The organism is Asticcacaulis aquihabitans, from assembly GCF_032490435.1.
Taxonomy (GTDB): Bacteria; Pseudomonadota; Alphaproteobacteria; order Caulobacterales; family Caulobacteraceae; genus Asticcacaulis.
Genome location: NZ_JAVGWM010000007.1, coordinates 1 through 22,117 on the forward strand (window position 1 = coordinate 1; position 22,117 = coordinate 22,117).

The 22,117-nt window shown below is 53.2% G+C and carries 15 protein-coding genes; 5 read left to right on the top strand and 10 right to left on the bottom strand.

The genetic code is table 11. The features are described from left to right. From RCJ00_RS20375 to RCJ00_RS20385, 3 genes are all read left to right on the top strand, one after another. Positions 1–1,423 (top strand): RHS repeat-associated core domain-containing protein (locus RCJ00_RS20375; protein ID WP_316224229.1); only part of this gene is annotated, 1,423 nt, incomplete at its 5' end. A 1-nt stretch (position 1,424) separates the two neighbouring features. Further along, positions 1,425–2,060 (top strand): SMI1/KNR4 family protein, encoded by a 636-nt coding sequence (locus RCJ00_RS20380; RefSeq protein ID WP_316224230.1) that lies wholly within the window; start codon positions 1,425–1,427, stop codon positions 2,058–2,060. A 141-nt stretch (positions 2,061–2,201) separates the two neighbouring features. Then, entirely contained in the window at positions 2,202–2,498 is a 297-nt protein-coding gene (locus tag RCJ00_RS20385) for an RHS repeat domain-containing protein (protein ID WP_316224231.1), read from the top strand. Positions 2,499–2,887: 389 nt separating this feature from the next. On the opposite strand, the gene RCJ00_RS20390 is transcribed toward RCJ00_RS20385, so the two are convergent. The 5 genes from RCJ00_RS20390 to RCJ00_RS20410 all read right to left on the bottom strand — a co-directional run bounded on the left by RCJ00_RS20390 (position 2,888) and on the right by RCJ00_RS20410 (position 13,351). Further along, positions 2,888–4,243, bottom strand: coding sequence for a hypothetical protein (locus tag RCJ00_RS20390; protein ID WP_316224232.1), 1,356 nt, complete (start codon positions 4,241–4,243; stop codon positions 2,888–2,890). After that, positions 4,240–8,964 carry an AAA domain-containing protein gene (locus RCJ00_RS20395; RefSeq protein ID WP_316224233.1) on the bottom strand — a complete coding sequence of 1,575 codons (4,725 nt, stop codon included), beginning with the start codon at positions 8,962–8,964 and terminating at the stop codon, positions 4,240–4,242. Before RCJ00_RS20395 ends, RCJ00_RS20390 begins: the two co-directional genes overlap by 4 nt. 367 nt (positions 8,965–9,331) lie before the next feature. Further along, a complete protein-coding gene (locus tag RCJ00_RS20400) occupies positions 9,332–11,389 on the bottom strand; it encodes an ATP-binding protein (RefSeq protein ID WP_316224234.1) in 2,058 nt (685 codons plus the stop codon). Positions 11,390–11,640: 251 nt separating this feature from the next. Next, complete coding sequence (locus RCJ00_RS20405; protein ID WP_316224235.1) at positions 11,641–12,540, bottom strand: HEPN domain-containing protein; 900 nt, start codon at positions 12,538–12,540, stop codon at positions 11,641–11,643. Between the two features lie 271 nt (positions 12,541–12,811). After that, positions 12,812–13,351, bottom strand: a complete 540-nt coding sequence (locus RCJ00_RS20410; RefSeq protein ID WP_316224236.1) for an RNA polymerase sigma factor — start codon at positions 13,349–13,351, stop codon at positions 12,812–12,814. Positions 13,352–14,166: 815 nt separating this feature from the next. On the opposite strand from RCJ00_RS20410, the gene RCJ00_RS20415 reads away from it, so the two are divergent. Continuing rightward, a complete protein-coding gene (locus RCJ00_RS20415) occupies positions 14,167–14,574 on the top strand; it encodes a helix-turn-helix domain-containing protein (RefSeq protein WP_316224237.1) in 408 nt (135 codons plus the stop codon). A gap of 122 nt (positions 14,575–14,696) precedes the next feature. On the opposite strand, the gene RCJ00_RS20420 is transcribed toward RCJ00_RS20415, so the two are convergent. The 5 genes from RCJ00_RS20420 to RCJ00_RS20440 form a co-directional block, all read right to left on the bottom strand. Next, the gene (locus RCJ00_RS20420) at positions 14,697–15,782 is read right to left on the bottom strand and encodes a hypothetical protein (protein WP_316224238.1); all 1,086 of its coding nucleotides are present in this window, start codon (positions 15,780–15,782) and stop codon (positions 14,697–14,699) included. A 149-nt stretch (positions 15,783–15,931) separates the two neighbouring features. Beyond that, on the bottom strand, positions 15,932–16,360 hold the full coding sequence (locus RCJ00_RS20425; RefSeq protein ID WP_316224239.1) for a hypothetical protein: 429 nt from the start codon (positions 16,358–16,360) through the stop codon (positions 15,932–15,934). 377 nt (positions 16,361–16,737) lie between these two features. Next, a complete protein-coding gene (locus RCJ00_RS20430) occupies positions 16,738–16,977 on the bottom strand; it encodes a hypothetical protein (RefSeq protein ID WP_316224240.1) in 240 nt (79 codons plus the stop codon). Positions 16,978–17,090: 113 nt separating this feature from the next. After that, positions 17,091–18,743, bottom strand: coding sequence for a type IV secretory system conjugative DNA transfer family protein (locus tag RCJ00_RS20435; protein WP_316224241.1), 1,653 nt, complete (start codon positions 18,741–18,743; stop codon positions 17,091–17,093). Positions 18,744–18,748: 5 nt separating this feature from the next. Next, the gene (locus RCJ00_RS20440; protein WP_316224243.1) at positions 18,749–19,045 is read right to left on the bottom strand and encodes a mobilization protein; all 297 of its coding nucleotides are present in this window, start codon (positions 19,043–19,045) and stop codon (positions 18,749–18,751) included. Positions 19,046–19,306: 261 nt separating this feature from the next. On the opposite strand from RCJ00_RS20440, the gene traA reads away from it, so the two are divergent. Next, on the top strand, positions 19,307–21,787 hold the full coding sequence (gene traA, locus RCJ00_RS20445; protein WP_316224245.1) for a Ti-type conjugative transfer relaxase TraA: 2,481 nt from the start codon (positions 19,307–19,309) through the stop codon (positions 21,785–21,787). The last annotated feature ends 330 nt before the right edge of the window (positions 21,788–22,117 follow it).

Genomic DNA, 22,117 nt, shown 5'->3' on the forward strand with positions numbered 1-22,117 from the left:
TAGGTTGCTAGGTGTAACTCGGGCTAACCCCACTGGCACCGGGTTTACCTACGACGCTGTCGGGCGCTTAGCCAGCATGACACAGGATTTAGCCGGGACAGTCAACGACATTACCTGGTCGTTTAGCGGTCGCAACCCGGCAAATCAGATTACCAAATGGGACGCATCGAGCACGGTCTATGACTACAAGCAACTGGCTGCTGCCACGACCAACAACACCTATGACGGCCTGAACCGCGATGCCGGTATCGCTGCCCTGTCGGGCGGCTATGATGCGCGTGGCAATATGACCTTCGATGGCGTGCGGACCATGACCTATGATCTGGAGAACCGCCTGAAGACCGTCTCGTCGCCCGGCATCAGCCTGCAACTCGACTACGATCCCGAAGGCCGCTTGTCCAAGCTGACCTCTTCGGGGGCGGTGACCAGCTTCCTCTATGACGGGGTCAACCTGATCGGCGAATATGACGGCGCCGGCAATATGACCAAGCGCTATATGCATACCTTGGGCACTGACCAGCCTTGGGTGGAATTCAGCGGCTCGGCGGTCGGCACAGGTAATGCCACCTATCTCTATGCCAACTACCAAGGCAGCATTATCGCCACGGCCGACGCAAACGGTAACGTCACCAACCTCTACAAGTACGGCCCCTATGGCGAGCCCAAGGACGGCAACAATGTCGATAGCTGGTCGGGTGAGCGCTTCCGCTACACCGGCCAGATTATGATCCCCGAGGCCAAGCTCTACTACTACAAGGCCCGCGTCTACGATCCCATCGCCGGACGATTTCTCCAAACTGATCCCATCGGGTCAAAGGATGATCTGAACCTCTATGCATATACGGCAGGGGATCCAGCTAATGCGACCGATCCTGACGGGACCGACAAGAACAGCTTCTGGAATGGCCTCGTTTATGGCGCGTCGGAAGCAGAAACCGGCCAAACCTACGGCGCAGAAAAAGGAAGCGGTTTTTGGTTTGAAGCGGGCCGTGGCACTGCGATTTTTATTAGTAATTTCGGTAAAGCCGACACCATGATGAAATTTTCGGGCGAAAACCCGGCTGTTTTGTCTGCAGTCATAAAAGCCGAAACAAGCGCGGTAAAGACTGTTACAGTGAGCGCAGCCAAGTATCCCCAATCAGCGCAACATATTTCCGATGCGGTTGCCGCCGGCAAACCATCTGTTTTAACCATTGATCGAGCTGGCGCTGCTGCTAATAGGACGGCCGCGTTGAAGCGAGTGGCGCCTGTGGCCGGCAAAGATAGAGATGAATATCCTCCCGCAATGTTTGAAGAGGGTGGCCAAGGCGCTTCGGTTCGTCATATAGATCCCTCTGATAATCGAGGTGCGGGGTCGTGTATTGGCCAGCAGTGCAGGAGCCTTCCCGATGGCACGAAGGTAAAAATTACAGTTGGAAATTAAATTGGATAGTCAAATTAAAAAGCTTGTGAATGTGTCAGGTAGTTGTTTGTCCAACAACCCCGTCGTTCTTGATGTACCTAAACATGTCCCAACTAAGCTAAGTTCAGAACTAAGAAAACTTCTGGAATTAAAGAACGGCTTTTATGCTTTTGAGCAGGCCCTTCATGTGTTGCCTTCAAAAAGTGTAGCCGAAAGTTGTGGGCTAGATAGTTGGAATGACCCAAGCCTATGGATATCGAATTACAAAGGCCTTGCTGATGGATGTTTCTTCTTTGCGGAGGACGTCTTCGGGGGACAGTTTTGCATAAGGTCAGACGGTATTTACACCTTTGATCCTGAAACCGGTGCTCTTACCCAAATTGCTACCAGTCTTAGTGGGTGGGCTAAGGCGCTATTAGAAAACTATGATGTTTTGGCTGGTTATAACCTAGCCCACAAGTGGCAGGTGGAGCATGGTAGGCTTGATCCTGGCATGAGATTGGCCCCTAAACAGCCCTTCGTGTTGCAAGGTGAGTTTGTGGTAGAGAATTTATATCCTATTGAGGCAGTGGCCTTGATGCGACAAAGTGCAAATCTGGCAGTCCAGATTCGTGACCTCCCGGATGGCGCTCAAGTTACGTGGAAAATCAGTGACTGAGTCTGGATTGCGCTCGTGTTTGCACGAGGAGAGAACAGGAACAAGGCGCGACTTACGAGACAGGATCAAGCCGTTTATTGAGAAAAGGTTTTCAGGCATAACTTCATTCGGTAGAAATCCGTCCGCGAAACCGTCAACCGCTTGAAGACCGTCTCGGCGCCCGGCATCAGCCTTCAACTCGACTACGATCCCGAAGGCCGTTTGTCCAAGCTGACCTCTTCGGGAGCGGTGACCACCTTCGCATACGACGGCGCCAACCTGATCGCGGAATATGACGGCGCCGGCAATATGACCAAGCGCTATATGCATACCCTGGGCACAGACCAGCCCTGGGTGGAGTTCAGTGGCTCGGCAGTCGGCACAGGCAATGCCACCTATCTCTATGCCAATTACCAGGGCAGCATTATCGCTGCGGCAGACGGCAGACCTGCACACTGATGAGTGAAGCGCGATCAAGAGACGGAACCGGCGCCGCGCAGAACCCACCAGACCGGTACCGGTCTGGGTTTGCCCAGGCGAACGCCGATAAGGCGAACAAGCCGAACGGCCTTCTTGTTTAGACGCTGCCTTCCGGAGTTGGCCCTAAGCGGTCTTCGGAGGATTAGCCGAAGCGGACCTATGGTCCCTCATTTCACCGATCCGGATGGCGAAGCAAGCGCTAAGAACTTGCTCTAGGTGATATCTTCGCATCCGCGCAAAAATTTGCATCTTATTTCTGAGACAGGCCGTGTTCGTGGGTGGCAAGCGATACCGTATGATGCAACTGACGTTTTTTTACCAGTTCATTTTCCCATACGCTGCCATTTAGGACCTCTGCGGTTTATCGGTTATGGCTTTGCGATCGGTTGCCATAGATTTTCCCACCCATCTGCCTGGGGGCTTAGTCGCTCAGCCAACTTTGCTAGACGTTTCTGATCGAGAAGTATGCCTCCCACGGGGACTGACCTTTTTCCGACTGGCAAATGTACATTCACTATTGCGGCGATTCCGGGAATTACGAGCGCTTCAAGATTTGAAGGAAGATGTCCCTGTGGAAGCAATTTTCCCTTATCAAAAAGTTTTTTATGGCTGCCACGTGCCGTCTTAGGTGTTGACCTAGGCATCACGATCGATGCAGTGATTTCTTTGTGGCCAATGTTGCTAAGTGCATCGCGTATCTTCTGAACACATTCGGCAAGTTGAAGCGTACGCCCCCAGCCAGAGCCATTTGGCCGAAGCCAGAGGATTTCAATCGTCTTTCCGTTCGCCTTGGCCTTCGAAATTTCATCGAGTAATTTAGTGCGGTTCACTTCCAGATACGCAGCGCCAATGTTCGGCAGGAAAAGTGATGGATCCTTTGGAGATGCGGTAACTGCTTTTTTCCATTCAGCCATCTCGCCAGGCGCCTGGATCAGGCCCGACAGGTAAGTTTGGCCAGTCACTTTCTCGAATTCAGCTGCAGTTGCAGTTGATGCTTCGGGCACCGTTACAGATTGCCAAGCATCGTTAGCGGCGACGGTAAGTCTGTGGAAGCTTAAAACGTCATCGCCCAGCTCTGGGAATGTGGGCCTCACGTTGAGTCCCTCAAGGTCTAATACTAAGCCTGCGGTTAAAACCTGATACGCGTAGCCGCCACCTTCCACATCTGAGATGGAGTAGAGATTTATGGCATTGGGGTCCGCGAAACGCCTGATGCGTCTTGCATAGTCCCGGAAGTTCTCCTCAAAGGCCTCCCTAGCAAACGCTTCAGGAAGTTGTCGAGCGTTTGGTTGCTCGACGATTTTTACGAGGTAGTCAACATTTCGTGCGCGGGAACGTGGCACCATCGTACGACTAACTAGGTCAAACCACACCTCGCCGATGAGCGGTGCAATCTCAACGATCTGTGGTACTCCGTCATCGCTGACAGATCTAAATAGGTCTCGTGCCGCCGGCGCTAAGACAATATTGTCGCCATCAAATTCCACCAACCTGCGCCGGCTGAGATCAACTAGTACCGTCTCAATTTCTCCTTCGCTGAAGCCAAACCACGCACGCATCCTTGCAACGGGCATTTGGTCTACTACCGCAAGAAGACGCAGAACAAATTCGTCAACAACGGGCATTTGTCGGTCCCGTGTCACCATCGCACGGATCGTGAAGCGACGACACGATATCTGGAAGTCTACTGTGTCAATATCGATACGGGTTGCTTTGCTACTCATAGAGCTGTCTCCCTAGCATCCCGGACCCGTCCGTCCTGGTCGTTCATATTTCTTATAGCTAAGAGAACTCTGGTCATCGGCGAGGCACACTTAGGGCTAGACCACATGTCAGTGTTCCCCACAATGTAGAGGCGCTCTTTAGCGCGAGACATGGCGACATTACAGCGATTGTGGCGGCCAACATGGCCAGAAATATATTCGGGATTGGCTCTTACAAGAGTCACTATGACGATTGAGTTTTCCTTGCCCTGGTACGCATCGACAGTGTCTATCGTGACAATTTTCCTAAACGCTTCTGTGAAGTGCTGCTGAGACCATTCTTTTTCAATTCGGCGCTTTTGCTCGCTGTACATGCAAATGACACCAATGCTTGGTTCGTTCCGCTTGCAAAGCTCTTCGATAAGGTTCTCCTCAATTGAGAGGCTGCGAAGAAGTGCGATAACGGAGCGAATCTCTGCATCGTTCCAGATATCCCGGCCTACATTCCGGTCGCGCTCTGTCGCATCCGGCATTTTAGCCGTATCCAGCCAAACAACCGGCCTGCTGAAATTGCTGGACAAGTTTGCAAATGCGTCATCGGGCTGGCGCGCTGCTGAAGGTTTCAGTTTCACGCCATGGGGGGCATAGAAGATGTCGGATACAAGATCGCTGATCACAGGTGTCATACGATATTGCTCATCGAGGACACGTGCATTTCGCTTCCCGTAAGGTGAATCGAATGCCCGTTCAAAATCTGATTGAGCAATTAGGCTGCCCAACCCTCTGAACTCTTCCTTCAGACCCTTTTGGACAGCTCTATCTACCATAGGGCGTAATTGCAGTTGATCTCCTACCAATATAACCCGGCTACCCAACTGCAAAGGTATTGCGAGCTCACCACTGGTGCATCGCGCCGCTTCGTCGACTATGACCCAGTCAAACGTTCCTTCCTCTAGTCTGATTTGGGACTGACCAAGGCCGACGCATGTGCCGGCAACCACCTGACGTGTTTTTGCCAAAAACTCATCGAAATTGCGATGGCCGGAAGCCAGCGTGTCTTTCCAGTCATTCGCTAAGGACAACAGGCGTTTCACAGTCGTCAAATCGCTAGGACTAGATCGGGGATATCTCGGCAAGACCGATGCATAAGCTTCCTCAATAACCGTTGACAGTTCGTCGACGTTTACCTCCATCGGTCTCTCGAATAATTGCGTGGCTTCGTTTGAGAACGCGCGCAATAGCGTTCTTATTCTAGCATCCGAACGCCGACGCTCGTCCCGCAAGCTGTTGCCAGCTGCTGCTATTGTCGCGAGGTCTAAAGCACGTTTTATCTTACCAAGCTTCTGATCGATCTCGACGATATCGCTCGCAAAATTTCTGGAAATTCCAGCTGCATTCGCTGCATGTCCTACGCGAGCTTTTAGCCCATTTTCGAAACGGACCCGGTAACGTTCGCGTAGCGCTTTTGCTTGGTATGGGCGAATGCGTTCAGTTGAACCGCGAGAGCCGACGCGAAGGAGGTCAGCATGCCCTCCATGTATCCGATAAGTCTTTAGAACTGCCTCAAGTACGTTGTTTACCGCTTCGTGGGATTGGCTGGCAATCAGAACGCGCCTAGCGCCGCCTTGCGTCAGGATCCAGTGCACAAATGAAGCGATAAACTTCGTCTTCCCTGAACCTGGGGGGCCTTGCAGTAGCCCAACTGGCCCGACATGTAGTAAATCGCGAAATGCGGTTTCCTGGCCTTCATTAAGTTTGTAAGCATGCAGGTCGGTCTCCGAAACTTGGAGCGCAAATTTGAAATCTGCCGAATTTAATTCTGGATTGAAGTAGTCTATGAGGCCCGGAATGACGCTAGATCGTCTAGTAATCCGTTCGACGGCCCTTCGCCGCCGTTCCTTTGACACGCGATCACGCCTATCAACGAGGACAACATGCTCTCCCTCGCCAATAAAGAACCGTTGATCTTTGATAGCAAGACGTCTCCCGTCACACCTCGGAATGTCCAAGAGACCAATTTTTCTTCCTTGAACACTATCTAGCCGCACTTCAACGATGTCATCATCTTCAAATTCAAGTGGTTGAGGTGCTTCATAGGTATACATGGCGCCTGATGCGGCGCCAGGAACAGGACGATCCACACGAATGCGCAAAGCAGTATCTTCTTCGATTTCTGCAGTTCTAAGCCACAAGCGGGATACGTCGAGGCCACCGCCGAAATTATTTTCAACACCAGCGTATTCCTCGTCCTCGTCGTCCAATCTGTCGTCAGTGGAAGCTTCTTCGCCTTCCCACTCTGCAGTTCCCTGGCCTAATTCTGCCTCAGCCTCCGGAATTACGAAGCTATTTATGAACGCAAGCAAATCCTCAATACCTTTGTCCGGTCCAGAAGCCGTTTCAATTCGCATCGGAACCCTGGCCCCGTAACCGAGGTCGGTCAGTCTCGCATCAACCAATTCTACCGATACAATTTGCGTGCCTTTTCGTGTGATTAGGAGCCTTTTATCCAAGCCGGTAATCCAAAAGACATCCATTGCGTGAGGCGTACGATGCGCCTTGACCCAAAGGTAACCGTCATCTGTCTCTAGAACGGCATTGGGAAGTTTTGGATCAAAAATTTCAAAGGTCTGCGCTTGAGGTTCAATCAACGCGCGACGTTCTCGCTCGATCGCTTCCAAAATTGGCTCGAGCGTTTCAATAGTAGGCCGTTCGAATTCTACTTGAGCTGCGTCTTCGAGACGCTCGAAGCCCCCCGGCTCCAAACTGTCAGCAAGGTACAAAACTAGCTTCACTACAGCAAATCGATCTATTTGTTGATCAGATTGGCGCTCATATTTCTCTGGGGCCCATGAAGGGCTTCGCAGCCGTGATGCACCGGCAGTTGGAATATCAAGCAGGTCTATCAGGACCGCAGAATTGTCAGGCGTGACAATTACATTGTCCGGATGCAGATCACCGTGTGCGAGCCCTCGTGAATGTAACGCGTTCACTGCCGCAATTAGGCTCTCGGATAGGTTCAGAAGGTCGACTTTATCGCGGGATGAAAAATTTGATAACGGGATGCCATCAACCCACCGAGAGACAACATAAGGGCCAACCGGTGAGAGTCCGGCCGCGATGACTGAAGCGATACCATTTATAGGGACGGCCTTGAGGGCAGAGGCTGCTTCAAGCATGCAAAGAAGCGCATGGTCACGTCGCGCATCGCCTCGAGCCATACTGTTCCATATTTTTACTACAGCTCGTTCCGCATCAATGTTACTCTCGTAACGAGTACAAGAACCGGAAGTATTGATAGCTCCATTCGGAGGAAAATGGACGTATGGGATTATCGCGATGGTTTGGAATGCATCGAGGCGGGATTGATCAACGGTCGGGCCTGAGGGGGTTCGAAGTTCGCCAAGAGCATCTGCCAAAGCACGTGCGTCTGCGTAGCGTTTTCCTGGTCTTGCCAAGGCTTGTTTCGTAACCTCGTCCCAACCATCAGGAAGTGAGGAAGTGTCTCCATCCAACTGATAAAGGCTTTGCATAATTAGGCCGAGACTGCGTACATCTCGCTCTTTTGCTGTAGGTAGCAAACCTGACCAATCAGGTTCCGGATCAGAGTAAGTGCCCAAAACTTCCAGAAAATCGGCAACGGAGGTCTCATCTGGCAATGTTGCCGAAAAAAAGCCAGTTAGTGACATTTCAGTAGGTGCGCCAATCCATATTGCGTCACTTCCAATATCCCTGTGAGAAACATTTTGAGAGTGCAGTTCAGCCACCATTAGCGCGATCGAATGCATTATATCCACGCGCTGTTCACTGGGAATATCGCCGCCATTTCTGGCAAGATATCTGCGCAACGTCGTCCACCCACCAGGAACTGAAACGAGTTGGTGGTGCTGTGTGAGGACCTCGTCGGTTGGCGCACCGACAGTCTTGAGCATTCCACGCTCAGCCATCCAGCTGCCCCGATCGTTTAGGAAGGCTGTTACCTTCAGCTCTCGATCAGCGATCAACTGGCGGCCCGTTGGTTCGTTCAGCCCTACTGGCAACTTATCGAATCGCCAAAGACGCAATAGTGCCTTGATCCGCTCCTCTTTATTCAATTGAGCACGATGCTCTCGCCAGATATCCCTACGGTGAACATAGAAATCTTCGTCCACTACTCCGTAACCGTCCCAGTTCATTTTAAGCGGCTGGAAGTACGCTGGATTACCAAACATGGTTTCGATCTCGTTGATATACGAAGTCGGTTTTATGATGGAGAGCTTGGTCTTACCTAGTAGCCTGTCGCGCTCTTTGCGATCGGCAAGTGCCTTCGCTTCGTCGAGCGTTAGTACAAAGGGTTTCTCGTCGTGGGGCAAATGCTCGGCCGTGGAGGTCGCGGTAAGCACAACTCTCGAGTCTACATAAACGCGAGATAAAGCTGGAATATTGGCCTTGATCATTACTTTGATCTTTTTGGCTTTTTCGTTGCTCAAAACGACGGCGGAACGACCTCGGCTTCCTCCTTTTACGAACCATAGGTCGCCGTTGGATGTGAGCTTTCCGTTCCAGTCCTTAAGTTCCAGTAGGAGGATACGATCATCCATAATAACGATAACGTCAATTTCTATGGGCGCGCTGTTCTTCGGAAACGCGTTGAGTGAGGCGTAGATCACCCAATCATTTGGATAGGCAGCGGCGAGTGACTGCAGACCTTTAACTTCGCGGTGCTGAATACCAGCGCTGCTGAGGTATTTAATCGCGCAAGGCATGTCCCCTCCCACCCAGCACACACAATGGCCGCCGTCTCGGAGCCTATGGTGCGCTCGCTTTCTATCTCGTGTTATGAAAAGGGCACGAAGAATCGCCACCCTAAATGTATTTGCAACACCCCACCAGTTTACTCAAGGTTGATTTTTTGCAATGCATGCGAAATCAGACCTGCCTAAGTTCTCTCGACATTTGCTGAGCCAGCGAAGTTAAATTCAGATTTGTCGCGTCATTGGAATAGACCTGACCAAACTCGCGTCTTGGGGGCTAATACCTGAATTAGGCACAAAGGAATCTTGGTCCGTTCGAACCAGTGATTTCGCATTTCAGATGGTTCGAAAAGCCTCGTAAACACAAGGTCTTTAGTCGCTAGGACTTCTGAAGGCCGCTCGGGTCAATGTCGAGACCCGAAAGCGGGCTCTTGGGTTTGCGATCGTAGCTGGACCGTCCTTCGAGCATTTGAACGAAAGCTTCGTTACGATTAGTGGCGCGATCTACCAAACGGTCGAACGCGATGACTTCGAGCATAAGATTCAGTGTTTTGTAGTATCTGTAAGCCATCTGGCCACCGTAATTGGTGATAATGAAGTCTTCCATCTCCAAATATGTTTGCAGGTTGTCGTTCCAATCGGCCAAAACATACCCGCGCACCATGGTGCCGGCCGGAATGTCGATTTCCCGTCCACCAGACGTTTTGACTTTGCCTTTCTTGCGAATATCCGAAATCTGTTTTTTCAACTGATCCACCGGATTATTTGTAGAAGCCTCAAGGCCTACACCATATCCTGTCTTCTGTGGTCGTTTCATCTCAACAACCATCAGCTCGTTAGCGTTGTTTATGAGCAGGTCGTGCGCATACTGACCCTTGGCTCTATGACTACCTTCGGGTGTACGGTCGCTGGAGATGTACTGCGCGTAGGCGAGATCATCATCTAGCAGCCAGAGGTTATGCGAGCTGTAATCGACTTCATCACTGTCTTTATAACGTGGATAGATCAGCTGGTGCACCTTATCTTCTGTTGCCAAACCATCCTCTTGTTTACTTAGCAACTCTCTAAATATTCTAATAACGTGGTTTCGGTAAGCGACGTATACCGCAAGCGCTTCTTTCGCATCTTCTGGAATCTGCGTCTTAACAATCTGAACGAGTTGTTCGACACTCGCATTTTGGTCTAGTTTTGAAAAATCGAACTTTCGCCTAAAACGTTCGACGAAAAGGTCTTGGGCCAGTTGCTCTCGCGTTTCTGTAATTGAACGCTTGCGAACAAAATCAAAAGCAGATTTGTCGCCCAAACCGCGCCGCAAGAGCGGATCGATTGCAATAAGGTGCTCGACGTCGGCGACCATCTTTGCTCTCCGCTCTGCCGCGTATGCGTTCTCGATTTCTAAGATGTGCTGTTTCGCCAACCCAATCAGATGATCTTTTATGGACTTTTTCTTACCGTCTTGTTCAATCTTGCCGTGGAGATTTGTGATCCTGTCTCTTGACTGTGACGACACGAAGAAATCGCTCGCCACTGCCACGAGGTAGAAATACCGACGGGGACCGTCCTCCCGGCTCTCAATAAAAGGTTTATCATTCACCCCGGATGAAATATTTTCGAGATCGCTAGCCGCGCGATTGTTGGCATAGAAATATAGACGATGCTTCTTCGCCTGCGCTTCGCCAACTTTAAAGTAGCTGAATTCAAATACGTGTTCGACCGAGCCGATGTTTATCCGCTCGAACTTTGAGCCGGCGGTAGAAAGCGAACTGTAAAAATGTTCGTAAAGATTTACCCTAGTGCCAGCTACTGACAAGATGAGTTCGCGAGGGACTTTCTTTTGAATAAACTCAATGAGGAAGTGATCCAAAAGGGCAGATGTGATGATTTCATCGGCATCTTGGCCATTATATCGAGACCCTGCCAAATCAAAATAGTCATGCAAGTCATCCAACGGAGACATCATCAACGCCGTTAGGCCGGCGTCAAAGCGATGCGTTCCGGCACCTTGACTGAAATCTACATCGATTAGGTTATCATCGGGAGCGAATGGCTCATACTGGTAAGAGCCATTGGTAGTATTGCCGTCGACATCGACTTGGCGAGAGGCGTAGTAGACGTTGCCGAAGTTCTTGAAAGCAATGAACCGACCAAAGCCTTTGCCTCCGCGCTCAAATTTGTTGCCTGTAAGCGGTGTTAAGAACGCAGCGAGGTTCTTCTCATCAAAGCCTACACCGTTGTCGGCAATAATAATTTCTTGCTTGTCGCAATTAAATTCGACCGCGATTCGTCCTTTTGTCTCTACATCTGCGCCCCATCGTTCTTCAACAGAATGGAGGGCGTTGGAGACGGCTTCGTATACCGGAAACAGAAACCCCTGCAGGCCATCGGGTAGCGTCGCTCGCTTAACTTCTGATGCAAGATCAATCGTTTTGTGCTTCACACCTAACCCCAACCACGCGCCGTTTCTGAAATGCAAAATGCTCTGGTTGTGGGTGCATGGCAATAGTCCGTGACAAAAAGGCATGATGTCATGTTCTTGCAGGTGCAAACTAAAAACAGAACATGGCTTGACCTCGGGAGACCTCGGCGAACGTCCGCTTCTGAGATCGCGTTACGTTTATGCGTTTTTGACCGCAATGGGGCGCACAGGCGAAGTCAAGGAGTGGTGCTTGTCCGTTCGCTAAGCCCAAGCTATACACCAATTTTCGCTTCGCAAATTTGCTTCACCGCTTCTTGCAGTAGTTTAACCCGTTCGACGAGCCAAGCCAGTTCCTCGTTTGTGATCTCATATTCCGGCGAGTAACGGGCATCGACATAGGCGCGTTGGAGGCGGGCGAAGGACCGTTTGGCGAAGCGGGTATTGCGCGGCCAGATGGGCAGCAGGCGGTCATCGAGGGCTTCCGCTTGCGATCGTAGCACATTGATGCGGTGTGATTTGGGGCTGTAGAGCGTGAGTGTGAGAAGGACGCAGTGATATGCGCGTTCGACCGTCTGATGCAGCATGAAGGCTGCATCGCGCGTTTTATTACTTGCGATACCGAATTCCGCGAAAGCAAACGCATCCTGCATCAGCTTGTACCAGTGATCATAATACCCCTTTGCCTCTGTCTTCACTTCTTCCGATGACAATGCCTTTGCCTTTGCCAGCGGATGGCCAGCGGCTTCGTAAAGCATGATGCCATCGCGGGCGATGTCGGAGAAGAAAGGCCGACCTCTGGCCAACTGGTCGTTGACCTCGTCCAGGCTGTAGACGATGAAGTTCACCGGCGTACGGATGCGATGAGTGACGGTGAGGTCGCGGATCAGGCGCTCGTCGGCCAGGTCCCAGTACTCGTGCAGGTCGGTGAAATCGCGATGGCTGACGACGATCAACAGATCGAAGTCCGACTTATAGCCGCTGATCCGGTCATCGACCCAGTCGCCTCTGGCCATCGAACCGAACAGGATGACCTTGAGGATACGGCCGGACTGTTTGTGGGGTGACGCCTTCTTCGATATCTGGGCTTCAAACTCTTCGAACAGCACCTTGATCACGTGCGTCAGTTCGCGGCGTTTGACGGCAGGCAGATGATCGAGACGGTCAGTTAACATCGAAAGTCCATGTGAGTCAGATGCAGGCTAGCACCTGACAAGGCGTGCGGCTACCGCTTTCGTTGTGGCCTGAGCTGGTGGCGGGGGAGTTGGAAAACCGAGTAAACAAGGTCCCCGTGGCCTTTAGCGCTTGCGCACCTGTACATACGCCACAGGCTCCCCCACCGTAGGTAAGCATAGCCCCTTCCGAATACAGACGCACGCCCCGGTTTACCAGAGGCAAGTGCGATGGAGAACAGGCAGAGCGCAGAATTAATAATGGCCTGACCGACTAACTCTCCGTTAGGGTGGCTTCTGCCAGATATTCCTCCACCAGCTTAGCCCCTTTGTAGACGTGGTTTTTCACGGTTTTTTGGGCACAGCCCATTTGCTGCGCAATGGCAGAGGGTTTCAGACCATAGACACGCCTAAGCGTAAAGGCGCGTTGGCACTGAGGTGGTAGTCTCGCTAAAGCGCTTTCGAACCGTGACAGGCTTTCCCTGGCCGTAAGGGCGGTGAGGGCATCAGGTGTTTGATCGGCAAAGGTTATGTCCTCATAGTCTGGCCAGGCCGTCATCGGTCTGGTCTTGCGCGCACGAATGAAGTTGAGGCAGCGATTTCGGATAGATGTAATCATGAATCTCTTTGGAGAGGTGACCGCGCGCCAGCGGCCCTCAGTCATTATGTAAGCTACCATGTCCTGAAATGCATCTTGGGCATCGTCGGTCGAACGCAGCAGGCTGCGGGCGATAGACATAAGTAGGCGCTCGTTCGGCCTGACATGATCGATATACCAATGCTCGGCCTCGCGCCGCTCTTTCAAGTGGCTCATAGCGCCACATCCGCTGTCAGGCCACCGAAGAGATAGTTGGTCGGCGCCTCCGGTACGTGGCTGAAGAGATAAAGACATCTAACGCGGATATTGACGAGGTCAGCCTCAGTCCTCGCTAGCCGCTTTACCGGGACGTCCAGTTCAAAGATTAAGTCCTCCAGGGGCATATTTATTTTTGTACGCCGTCGGACGACGCGGCCGCCGACATGAGCATCGATGGGCTTGGGGGCCGTGGTCCGGTTGAGACGGAAAATCGATTTTGCTTCCATTGCAACTCACCTGAATAGACCGATCAGGATCGCCACCCTGCCGGTGCTTGTCTGTTTTCGAGAAGGGCTGGAAACCGGGCGCGCGGGTCCGCTGCCCCCAAGACTAGAAGCCAATGGAGGGGGAGGGGATCATCGGCGACGACAGGCAAGACTCCACAGCTTGCAACACGATAGGCGTGTGCAAGGTCAGACTGGTGACTGTCTATAATAGCAGGAAGTTTCACCGTTTTGGACGGCGGACGAACCAGCTTACTCAGGGGTTTCCACGCCCCAGAACCGCGCGTAACGGTTCCATGTGACAGCCTGCCACAGTTCGAATTCGATTGCATCCATAAATTACAAATTATTTTTTACCCGCATGGCGGCTGTAAGGAGTGGGCCTTTTGGGCTCGAAAATTGTCATATTCCAACGATGCAACCGTAAAGCCATCATGCGGAAATAATCCCCCCATGATTGTACTAGTTTCGCGTGTATCTTGTTTGTGATACGAGAGTTTTATTATTTATGCATGGCAGCCATGCCTCCCTCCCCAAGGAAACAGCACTATGGTGTTCGATGACAAAACCCCGGATCCTGTTGATATTCACGTCGGCAGTCGTATCCGGATGCGACGAAAATTCCTCAAGAAGAGCCAGGAGAATTTGGCTGAAGCCATAGGTCTGACCTTTCAGCAGGTGCAGAAGTACGAACGCGGGGCGAACCGCGTCAGCGCTTCAAAGCTGTATGAAATCGCCAAGACCTTGCAGACGCCGGTCGCTTATTTTTTCGAAGGTTATAGTGAAGCCGACACTGGCATTGACGAGGCATTCATCAGTTCTTCGGCGGAGCAGGGCGTCAATAGCTTCCTGATGACGTCGGAAGGCATTGAACTGGCTGAGGCCTTCCCACGTATCCCCGGGATGAAAAAGCGGCGCAGGATTCTAGAGCTGGTGCGTTCATTGGCAGAGGATTGAGGACTTGCCTCAATATCAATGCTCCATCGTAACGTCGTCATCTGGGCCATCTTGCTCCGCTTCTTTAACCTTCTTGTCGTGGGATGACAGGATTTACCGTGCTAGGTCAAATAGGACAACGCCTAGGCCTTAGTCGCAAGGTTAAAGACGCCGGGGTCGTTGTGCCATTCGAAGACCGCGGAGCGTCCACCGCTCAATACGAAATGACAAAGGCTTAGCATCGTGTCTGCCACTCCGATCAGGTATGCATGTAACTGGTTATTTTGAACTGTTCCGCCAACGGAGTGCTTTCTAAGTTCAGCAATAAGCGGTTCTTCGCCGAGATCATAATGGTCTGCCTCGGTGTCCGCAAACGCGCGGATTATGGCGTTGTGGGTGTATTTTTGTTCTCCAAGCCATGCGCCAGGCATTCGTAGCCAGCGGTCCAGGTCCACAGGGTGTATAGGTGCGAGGCCTTGGCAAATGCGTGGATATGTGCTCATCTGCAATTGCGGAACAATCGATATCTTTGGCATTACAAACTCATTGGCGTTTGCGAAAACGATCAGCTCTAGTTGCTGGGCTGCCGCTATTCGCTGTAGGAGGGGGTAGCCGTTTGATGGCCTGTCCATCTGGCATACAAGAGCGCGAAGGCGTGCCGCCATTGCCGTATCGTGGTGAAGGTCCCCATTCTTCACGGCTGTCAAAAGTTCAGACAATTGGGTTGTTGCATTACGCAATAGCTGCTCGTCCCGTTCCGACGTGCTAGGCAACCTACCCTTCCTAAGAACGAGTCCTGCCACTTCGTCTTCACGTTGTCGCTTTGCATCCGCATTTTTCGAGTCATTGTTGGCGGGCGCGACGGCTAGCGTGGGCATGTAAACCACACAGGCCGTTGAGACTTCATCACCTGGGAGATTGGATCCTACACGATCGCTATTTACGTCAATGAATAGAATTGGAAAGCTCCACCTGATTGTAAGCAGAAACCGGCCTGCGTACATCCCGAGTATTGGACACGTCTCCACACGAACGGCTCGACCGTCGCTGACCACCATCTCGGCAATTATTGAGGGTTTTGGCGTGAAGTAAATTCTGAGATTTACCTGACCCACCTGCTCGGACCGCTCAAAGGTTGTCTCGCTTCGGTATAGGTCAGGCTGCAAGACCGAGAAAAAGGTTCCACTTAAATCAGATTGCGCATCTTCAGCAAAATCAACAGTAGTCATATTTCGCTCCCCGTTAAGATAGTCACTATGGCGTGAAGGCCGCCTACTGCGGGCATACTATGCCAAACTTGCCCGCCACGTACGATATACGGCGGGCGAATGGGTGGACATTTAGAAGATTGCTGGCGGGAGCGCATTGAGGCAATTTGTCATTTTGGGTTACCAGGGTGTTCCACCCGGATATAGGTTAACAGAGCAAGCTTTTCACGCATGCCTTCACGTCTTTGGATTTCGTAATCGCTCGTTGGAATAAAAAACTCTCTTGTCGCGAACTCGCTCACCGCGTCGCATAACATCGCGGTCGAATTAAACGTAGGCAACACTAATGGCTTGATGAATTTGAGCAGACCATCAAGTTTGGCAAACGCAATAACGAGTTTTGACCGGTCCCTTGACGGCCATCTGCGCTTGTCAATAACTTGCAAGACCTCGTCAGGGTTTTCCTTAAACAGTGTCTCGCGCCGTTCGTTGTATTCTTCAAGCGCAACGAGGATTGTCCGGACACTTTGCTGGGCTTCAATCAACCGGTCTATAAATCTGAGGTGCACGATATCGGCTGAATAAAGCCAGCTCTTCATTTGTAAACTGAACCGGGGGCGGTGGATTTAGATAGTTACCGAAATAATGGGATGGCGTTTCCTTTCCGCTTTCCGGGGCCTGTGACAGACCCTGGTTCACACCAGCGGCAAGCGTAGCCACTCCCGTTAAGATGGCATTGGCCTTCACCCTGGCTGATTCCAAGAGGGCAATGTCCGCCTTCCGCTTTTCGTCCGCCCTTTTTTCCTTCTCTTCCTTGAACCCTCTATTTTGCAACAAGGAGCTTGAGATAAACACTATGGCACCCCCGAACAATGTTGAGATAAGAGGTTGTATCCAGCTAGGATCCAACCAATCTTTATGCGGTGTCGGAGGTATAAGGTTCACATCCATAGTAACGTTCCTACTAGCGCACCGTTTAAATAGCCGCGTATCCAGCATCGGTGATGAGCATGAAATTCGCACCACCATTTTCAACCCACTTGTGTTGCACCATGTATTCGATCGCCTGATTGAATTCCTTTACGCTTCCCCCATCATCATAGAACTTTTCTGAGACGGAAGACATTATCAAACCTTCGCCCGCCTTAATGCCGTTAGCTTTGTAGATATTCAGGAGCGCTCTTGCACCTTCCTCAGCCGTCAACTCTTTGGCCATTTTCATTCCCTTCAGTTTGATTGCCGTACATAGAACTTAACAGACGTTGAAGTCACATAGTTCGGCAGTCGCCGTCAAGTTGTCCTATATGCCCGCTCCAGCGTCACCTTGTCCTATGTATTGTCGAACAGTCCTTTAAATTCCCGCTGATCGTAGTAGCGCAGCTTGCGGGCGGCGATCGGCCGTTGTCCGGCCAGGAACAACAGTTCGGTATCTTCCCGCAGATTGCGGACCTCATCCGGCGTCAGTAGCGACCGGCCGGTCTGCTGGCCGCTAAATGACAGACTGCCGCTGTCCAGGGCGATTGACCGGCTTTGCCAACTGACAGTCTCCTGGCCAAGCAGATCGGAGATCAGTTTGGCACTTTCGTGATCGTTGACGCCGAACACCTGGAGCATGCCGGCATTTGACAGGAAGGTGCCGGCCTTTTGACCGTAGGTGGCCTTAAGTTGGTGGATGTCCTGAAGGATCGGCCACAACTGCACGCCGTAGCCGGCCATCAGGCCCATGGCCCGCTCGACCGGCGCCAGATAGCCCAGCGCTGCGAACTCATCCAGCAGATACAAAACGGGTGCGTTTGTGCCCGCCGGTGTTCTGGCCATATCGGTCAGGCTTTGCACGACCATTAGGCGCAGCCAGCGGGAGTAGGTGTTCAAACGGTCAGGCGGCAGTACGAGAAACACGGTCGCTGTTTTTCGCTTCAAATCCGTGAAACTGAAATCCGACTTTGACAAAACTTTCGCCATGCGCGGACTGTCGAGGAAGTGCGTGTGGCGCTGCGCCGACGACAGCACACCGGCGGCTTCACGCGCCGACTTGGCCAGATGACGATGGGCCGCGCGGCGGATCAGGCCGTTACACTCGGTGGTCTTCGACATGACCTCCAGAAGATCGAGAAACCCGTCCGGCGACAGGGTCAGACACTCGCGTAGTTTGGAGAGGGTACGCGTCTCAGGCGGTTCGCTCACAGCGATCAACAGAATGATGCCGGTGATCAGGGCTTTGGCTTCTTCGTTCCAATGCGCTTCGCCCGATTGTCCCGGCTCATCGTACACCAGGCCATCGGCCAGGACGGCGGCGTCTTCGGCGATATCGATACTGTCGGGATCGAGACGGTCGAAGCGATTATAACAGGCCGTGGGATCGCCGGTGACTTCGAACGGGTCGAGGATATGGACCGGGCCGAAGCCATAGCGCGCCCGACCGGTGACGCGGGTGTTCTCGCCCTTGGGATCGATGCAAATGACCGAGCGGTTCTGTACCAGCAGGTTCGGGATAACGGTGCCCACGCCCTTGCCGGTGCGGGTAGGGGCCATGGTCAGCAGATGCGACGGACCGTCATAGCGCAAAAGCTGCCCCGACTTAGCATCCCGTCCGATCAGCAAGCCCTCATCGGCCTTGGAGAGAAACGCGATCTCAGCTGGTGACGCAAAGCGGGCCGAGCCATGCGTATCCGATGGCCCTGTATCGCCGAAATGGTTCAATAAAGGCACGCTCGCCATGCGTACCAGAACCAGCAGCAAGATGACGATAATGCCGACGCCCAAAGCCGTATCCACAGGCCCGTTATCTGGAATGTGCAGGCCATACTTCAGCAGCATGGCCAGGGCGATCAGAACGGCGGCTGTCAGGACAAACACAATCAGCGTTGTCGCGATATAGCGGAAGAAACGAACCGGTGATGTGACGATGGCGATCAGCGCCCAGATCGGATCACGGACAACCGCCCGCGCCAGATTGCCCAAGGCTCCTATAATGGCCATCATGACAGTCAGGCCCCGGCGGACTGACTGTCACCTTTACCCCGGCCATTTGGCAGCAGGTCATCGAACAAGGCTACGTCACTGTCACGTGACAGAAATCCCGGCAATTCGCGCTTGAGCCAAGCCTCCAATTGCGCGGCCATCGCTTCATCCCTCCGGTCATCCAGACGGTGCAGAACCAGCGCCCCCAGCAATACTTTGCGCCGAGTATCGCGGGCCCGTTCCTGCTTGCTCAGACGGGCAGTCAACGCCTTCTTCTGGGCTTCTAGTTGCGCCAGACGCTCTGCAATCGATTTGCGTACCATGATAAATCCCCTCTGTCCCCGGTAGCTGAATACTACCCCCGAGAGACCATCCGTCAAGTAAAAATACAACCATAAGAATCATCGCAACCAAAATGCTATCGCAAAAGTGGACAAATGGACGGTATTATGATGTCCTGATGGTCCAGCAATGTGCGGCACACCGGGTGTGATCGAGCGAAGCGAAGAGCACACAAGGGCGCACTTACGAGTTGCAGGCAACTCAAGGCGGCCGCAGGGGCTTGAGAGAAGGGCAGGGAGGGCATGGCGATTTATCATTTGAGCATGAAGCCCATCGCCCGCAGCAGCGGGCGTAGCGCCGTGGCTGCCGCCGCTTATCGGTCCGGGGAACGGCTGGTCAATGAGCGTGACGGCCTGGTGCATGACTTCCGCGCCAAGTCCGGCATCGAGCATACCGAGATCGTTTTGCCGGAAGGCAGCAATGCCGAATGGGCGCGCGACCGGGAGACATTGTGGAATGCCGCTGAGTTTGCCGAAAAGCGCAAAGACGCGCGCGTGGCGCGGGAGTTCGAGATTGCCCTGCCGAATGAACTGTTGGCAGAAGAGCGACTGGAGCTGACGCGCAACTTCGCCAGGGAGATAGCGGAGCGCTACAAGGTCGCCGTAGACTTTGCCATCCATTCGCCGGATGACGACACCGATGTCCGTAACCACCATGCCCATGTCATGATAACCACCCGCGAAGTGACAGAGGTGGGTTTAGGTGACAAGACCTTGTTGGAGCGGGAGAACCGCTGGCTGGTCGATAACAGTCTGCCAACTTCGCACCAGCAGCTAAAGACCCTGCGTCTGGAGTGGGAGGAACTGGCCAATCTGCATCTGGCCAAGGCCGGTCATGATGTACGCATCGATCACCGCTCGCATCAGGAGCGTGGGCTGTCACTGGAGCCGACCCAGCACATGGGTGTCCACGCGACGCAGATGGACAAGCGCGGACTCGATGTCGAGCGACAAAGGGTGGAAGCGGAAGCCGCCCGTAGAAATGCCGCGCGCATCCGGCAAAACCCGGCTGTTGTGCTCGACATGATCACCAATGAGAAGAGCGTGTTCGACAAACGCGATATGGCAAGGACGCTTCACCGCTATGTGAATGACGATCCGCAGGAGTTCCAGGCCCTGCTGACAAAGGTCATGGTGTCGGATCAGCTTGTACAACTGACCGAGCCAAATGCACAAACGCCGGCCAAATATTCGACACGGGAAATGGTCGAACTGGAAAGCGGCATGATCCAGTCGGCCATGCGTATGAACGATACCGGCAGCCATGTAACAGAACGCTCGCTTGTTGACGCGGCAATCAGCGAGCAGACCCGCGCGCTGGTGTGGGCCAAACTCACCGACATGAAAGCGGAAATCCAGGAGAAGAGATTATCCAGGGAAGAGGTCACGGAACGCGTCAGAGATGTGGGCTTAAGTGATGAGCAGCGGTATGCCATCCGTCACGTGACAGCCGGCCGCCAGATCAGCGCGGTGGTAGGCTATGCCGGGGCCGGCAAGAGCACCATGCTCATCGCCGCACGGGAGGCCTGGGAGGCGCAAGGGTACACGGTCCATGGCGCGGCCCTGGCTGGCAAGGCAGCGGAAGGGCTGGAGGAGTCCTCCGGCATCACTTCACGCACACTGGCATCGTGGGAGCATGGCTGGAAGAAGGGCAAGGGCCGGCTGACATCGAAGGACGTGTTTATCATCGACGAGGCCGGCATGATCGGCTCCCGCCAGATGGCTAAGTTTGTCGAGGAAGCCAGACAATCCGGCGCAAAGCTTGTGCTGGTCGGTGACCATGAACAGCTCCAGGCCATCGGCGCCGGTGCGGCCTTCCGGTCGATCGTTGAGCATGTCGGCACAGCCGAGCTTCAGGAGGTCCGGCGGCAGCGTCAGGACTGGCAGCGCGACGCGTCCGTTCTGTTCGCCTCCCATCGAACAGCAGAGGCGCTGGAGGCCTACATTCGGCATGGGGCGGTCACCATGGCAGACACGCAGGATAGTGCCCGCCAGAAGCTTGTCAGGGACTATGTGAAGGACATGGAAGACAATCCCAACGGTTCGCGTCTGGCCATGGCGCATCGGCGGGCCGATGTCAGGCTGCTCAATATTGACATCCGAATGGCGCTTCAGGAATCAGGGAAGCTTCCGGTTTCGGTGAGGCGAGCCGGAAATGCAGACACTGTCGAACATGTCTATGACACCAACGACGGTGTCCGCACCTTTACCAAAAGTGACCGGCTGGTGTTTCTGGAAAACAACCGGGACATGGGCGTGAAGAACGGAATGCTTGGGACGGTCGAACGGACGGAGCAGGGGCGGTTGTCGGTCAGGCTCGACGGCGGCAAGGGCCAGGTTGAGATCGATCCGTCGAAGTACAAAGCGTTCGATCATGGATATGCCACCACAATCCACAAGACCCAGGGCGCGACCGTGGATCGGTCATTCCTGTTGGCGTCGAACACCATGGACCGGCATCTGACCTATGTGGGCATGACGCGGCATCGGGACCGGGCATCGGTCTATGGCGGCCAAGATGAGTTCAGGGATGGAGCGACGTTCATGCAGAAGCTCAGCCGGTCGGGCGCGAAAGAGACGACACTGGATTATCCGAGAGAAGCCGCAGAGTGGTTTGCGAGGCGTCGTGGGGTGCATAGGGACGCTGGCGACACGGCGCGGGATATCGGTTTAACTGGCAGGTATCATGGGTCGGAAAGGCCTGAGCGGGATTTGGAGAGGTAAGATCTACCCCACTGTATCCAATGGTCGGCCGGGCTAATGCTCGCGCCGATCAAGCGCACCCGTTAGCAGCCCCTACACCCACGGGCCGCCGTCAAAGCTGAAGCACTTGATGCATTATAATTTTAGTTCCAAAATGCAGGTATAGAAGACGAGGAAATTTAATGTCCGACTTGATGTCAGATGGACACGCGATCCGTTTTATGGCGCGACTGCAGGAACAGCCCGCTCGTAGAAGCACTTCACATCGCTCGGCCGCTGAGCGCCTGGAGAGGTGTGCAGAACCCCTGAAACCACAGCGCAATTGATGGACACCTCAGAACACTGCTCACC

Coding starts and splice junctions, on each gene's coding strand:
- RCJ00_RS20390 (WP_316224232.1), bottom strand. CDS start 4,243: ATGAGTAGCAAAGCAACCCGTATCGATATTGACACAGTAGACTTCCAG.
- RCJ00_RS20435 (WP_316224241.1), bottom strand. CDS start 18,743: ATGATGGCCATTATAGGAGCCTTGGGCAATCTGGCGCGGGCGGTTGTC.
- RCJ00_RS20425 (WP_316224239.1), bottom strand. CDS start 16,360: ATGAAGAGCTGGCTTTATTCAGCCGATATCGTGCACCTCAGATTTATA.
- RCJ00_RS20430 (WP_316224240.1), bottom strand. CDS start 16,977: ATGGCCAAAGAGTTGACGGCTGAGGAAGGTGCAAGAGCGCTCCTGAAT.
- traA (WP_316224245.1), top strand. CDS start 19,307: ATGGCGATTTATCATTTGAGCATGAAGCCCATCGCCCGCAGCAGCGGG.
- RCJ00_RS20395 (WP_316224233.1), bottom strand. CDS start 8,964: ATGCCTTGCGCGATTAAATACCTCAGCAGCGCTGGTATTCAGCACCGC.
- RCJ00_RS20440 (WP_316224243.1), bottom strand. CDS start 19,045: ATGGTACGCAAATCGATTGCAGAGCGTCTGGCGCAACTAGAAGCCCAG.
- RCJ00_RS20410 (WP_316224236.1), bottom strand. CDS start 13,351: ATGAGCCACTTGAAAGAGCGGCGCGAGGCCGAGCATTGGTATATCGAT.
- RCJ00_RS20420 (WP_316224238.1), bottom strand. CDS start 15,782: ATGACTACTGTTGATTTTGCTGAAGATGCGCAATCTGATTTAAGTGGA.
- RCJ00_RS20405 (WP_316224235.1), bottom strand. CDS start 12,540: ATGTTAACTGACCGTCTCGATCATCTGCCTGCCGTCAAACGCCGCGAA.
- RCJ00_RS20415 (WP_316224237.1), top strand. CDS start 14,167: ATGGTGTTCGATGACAAAACCCCGGATCCTGTTGATATTCACGTCGGC.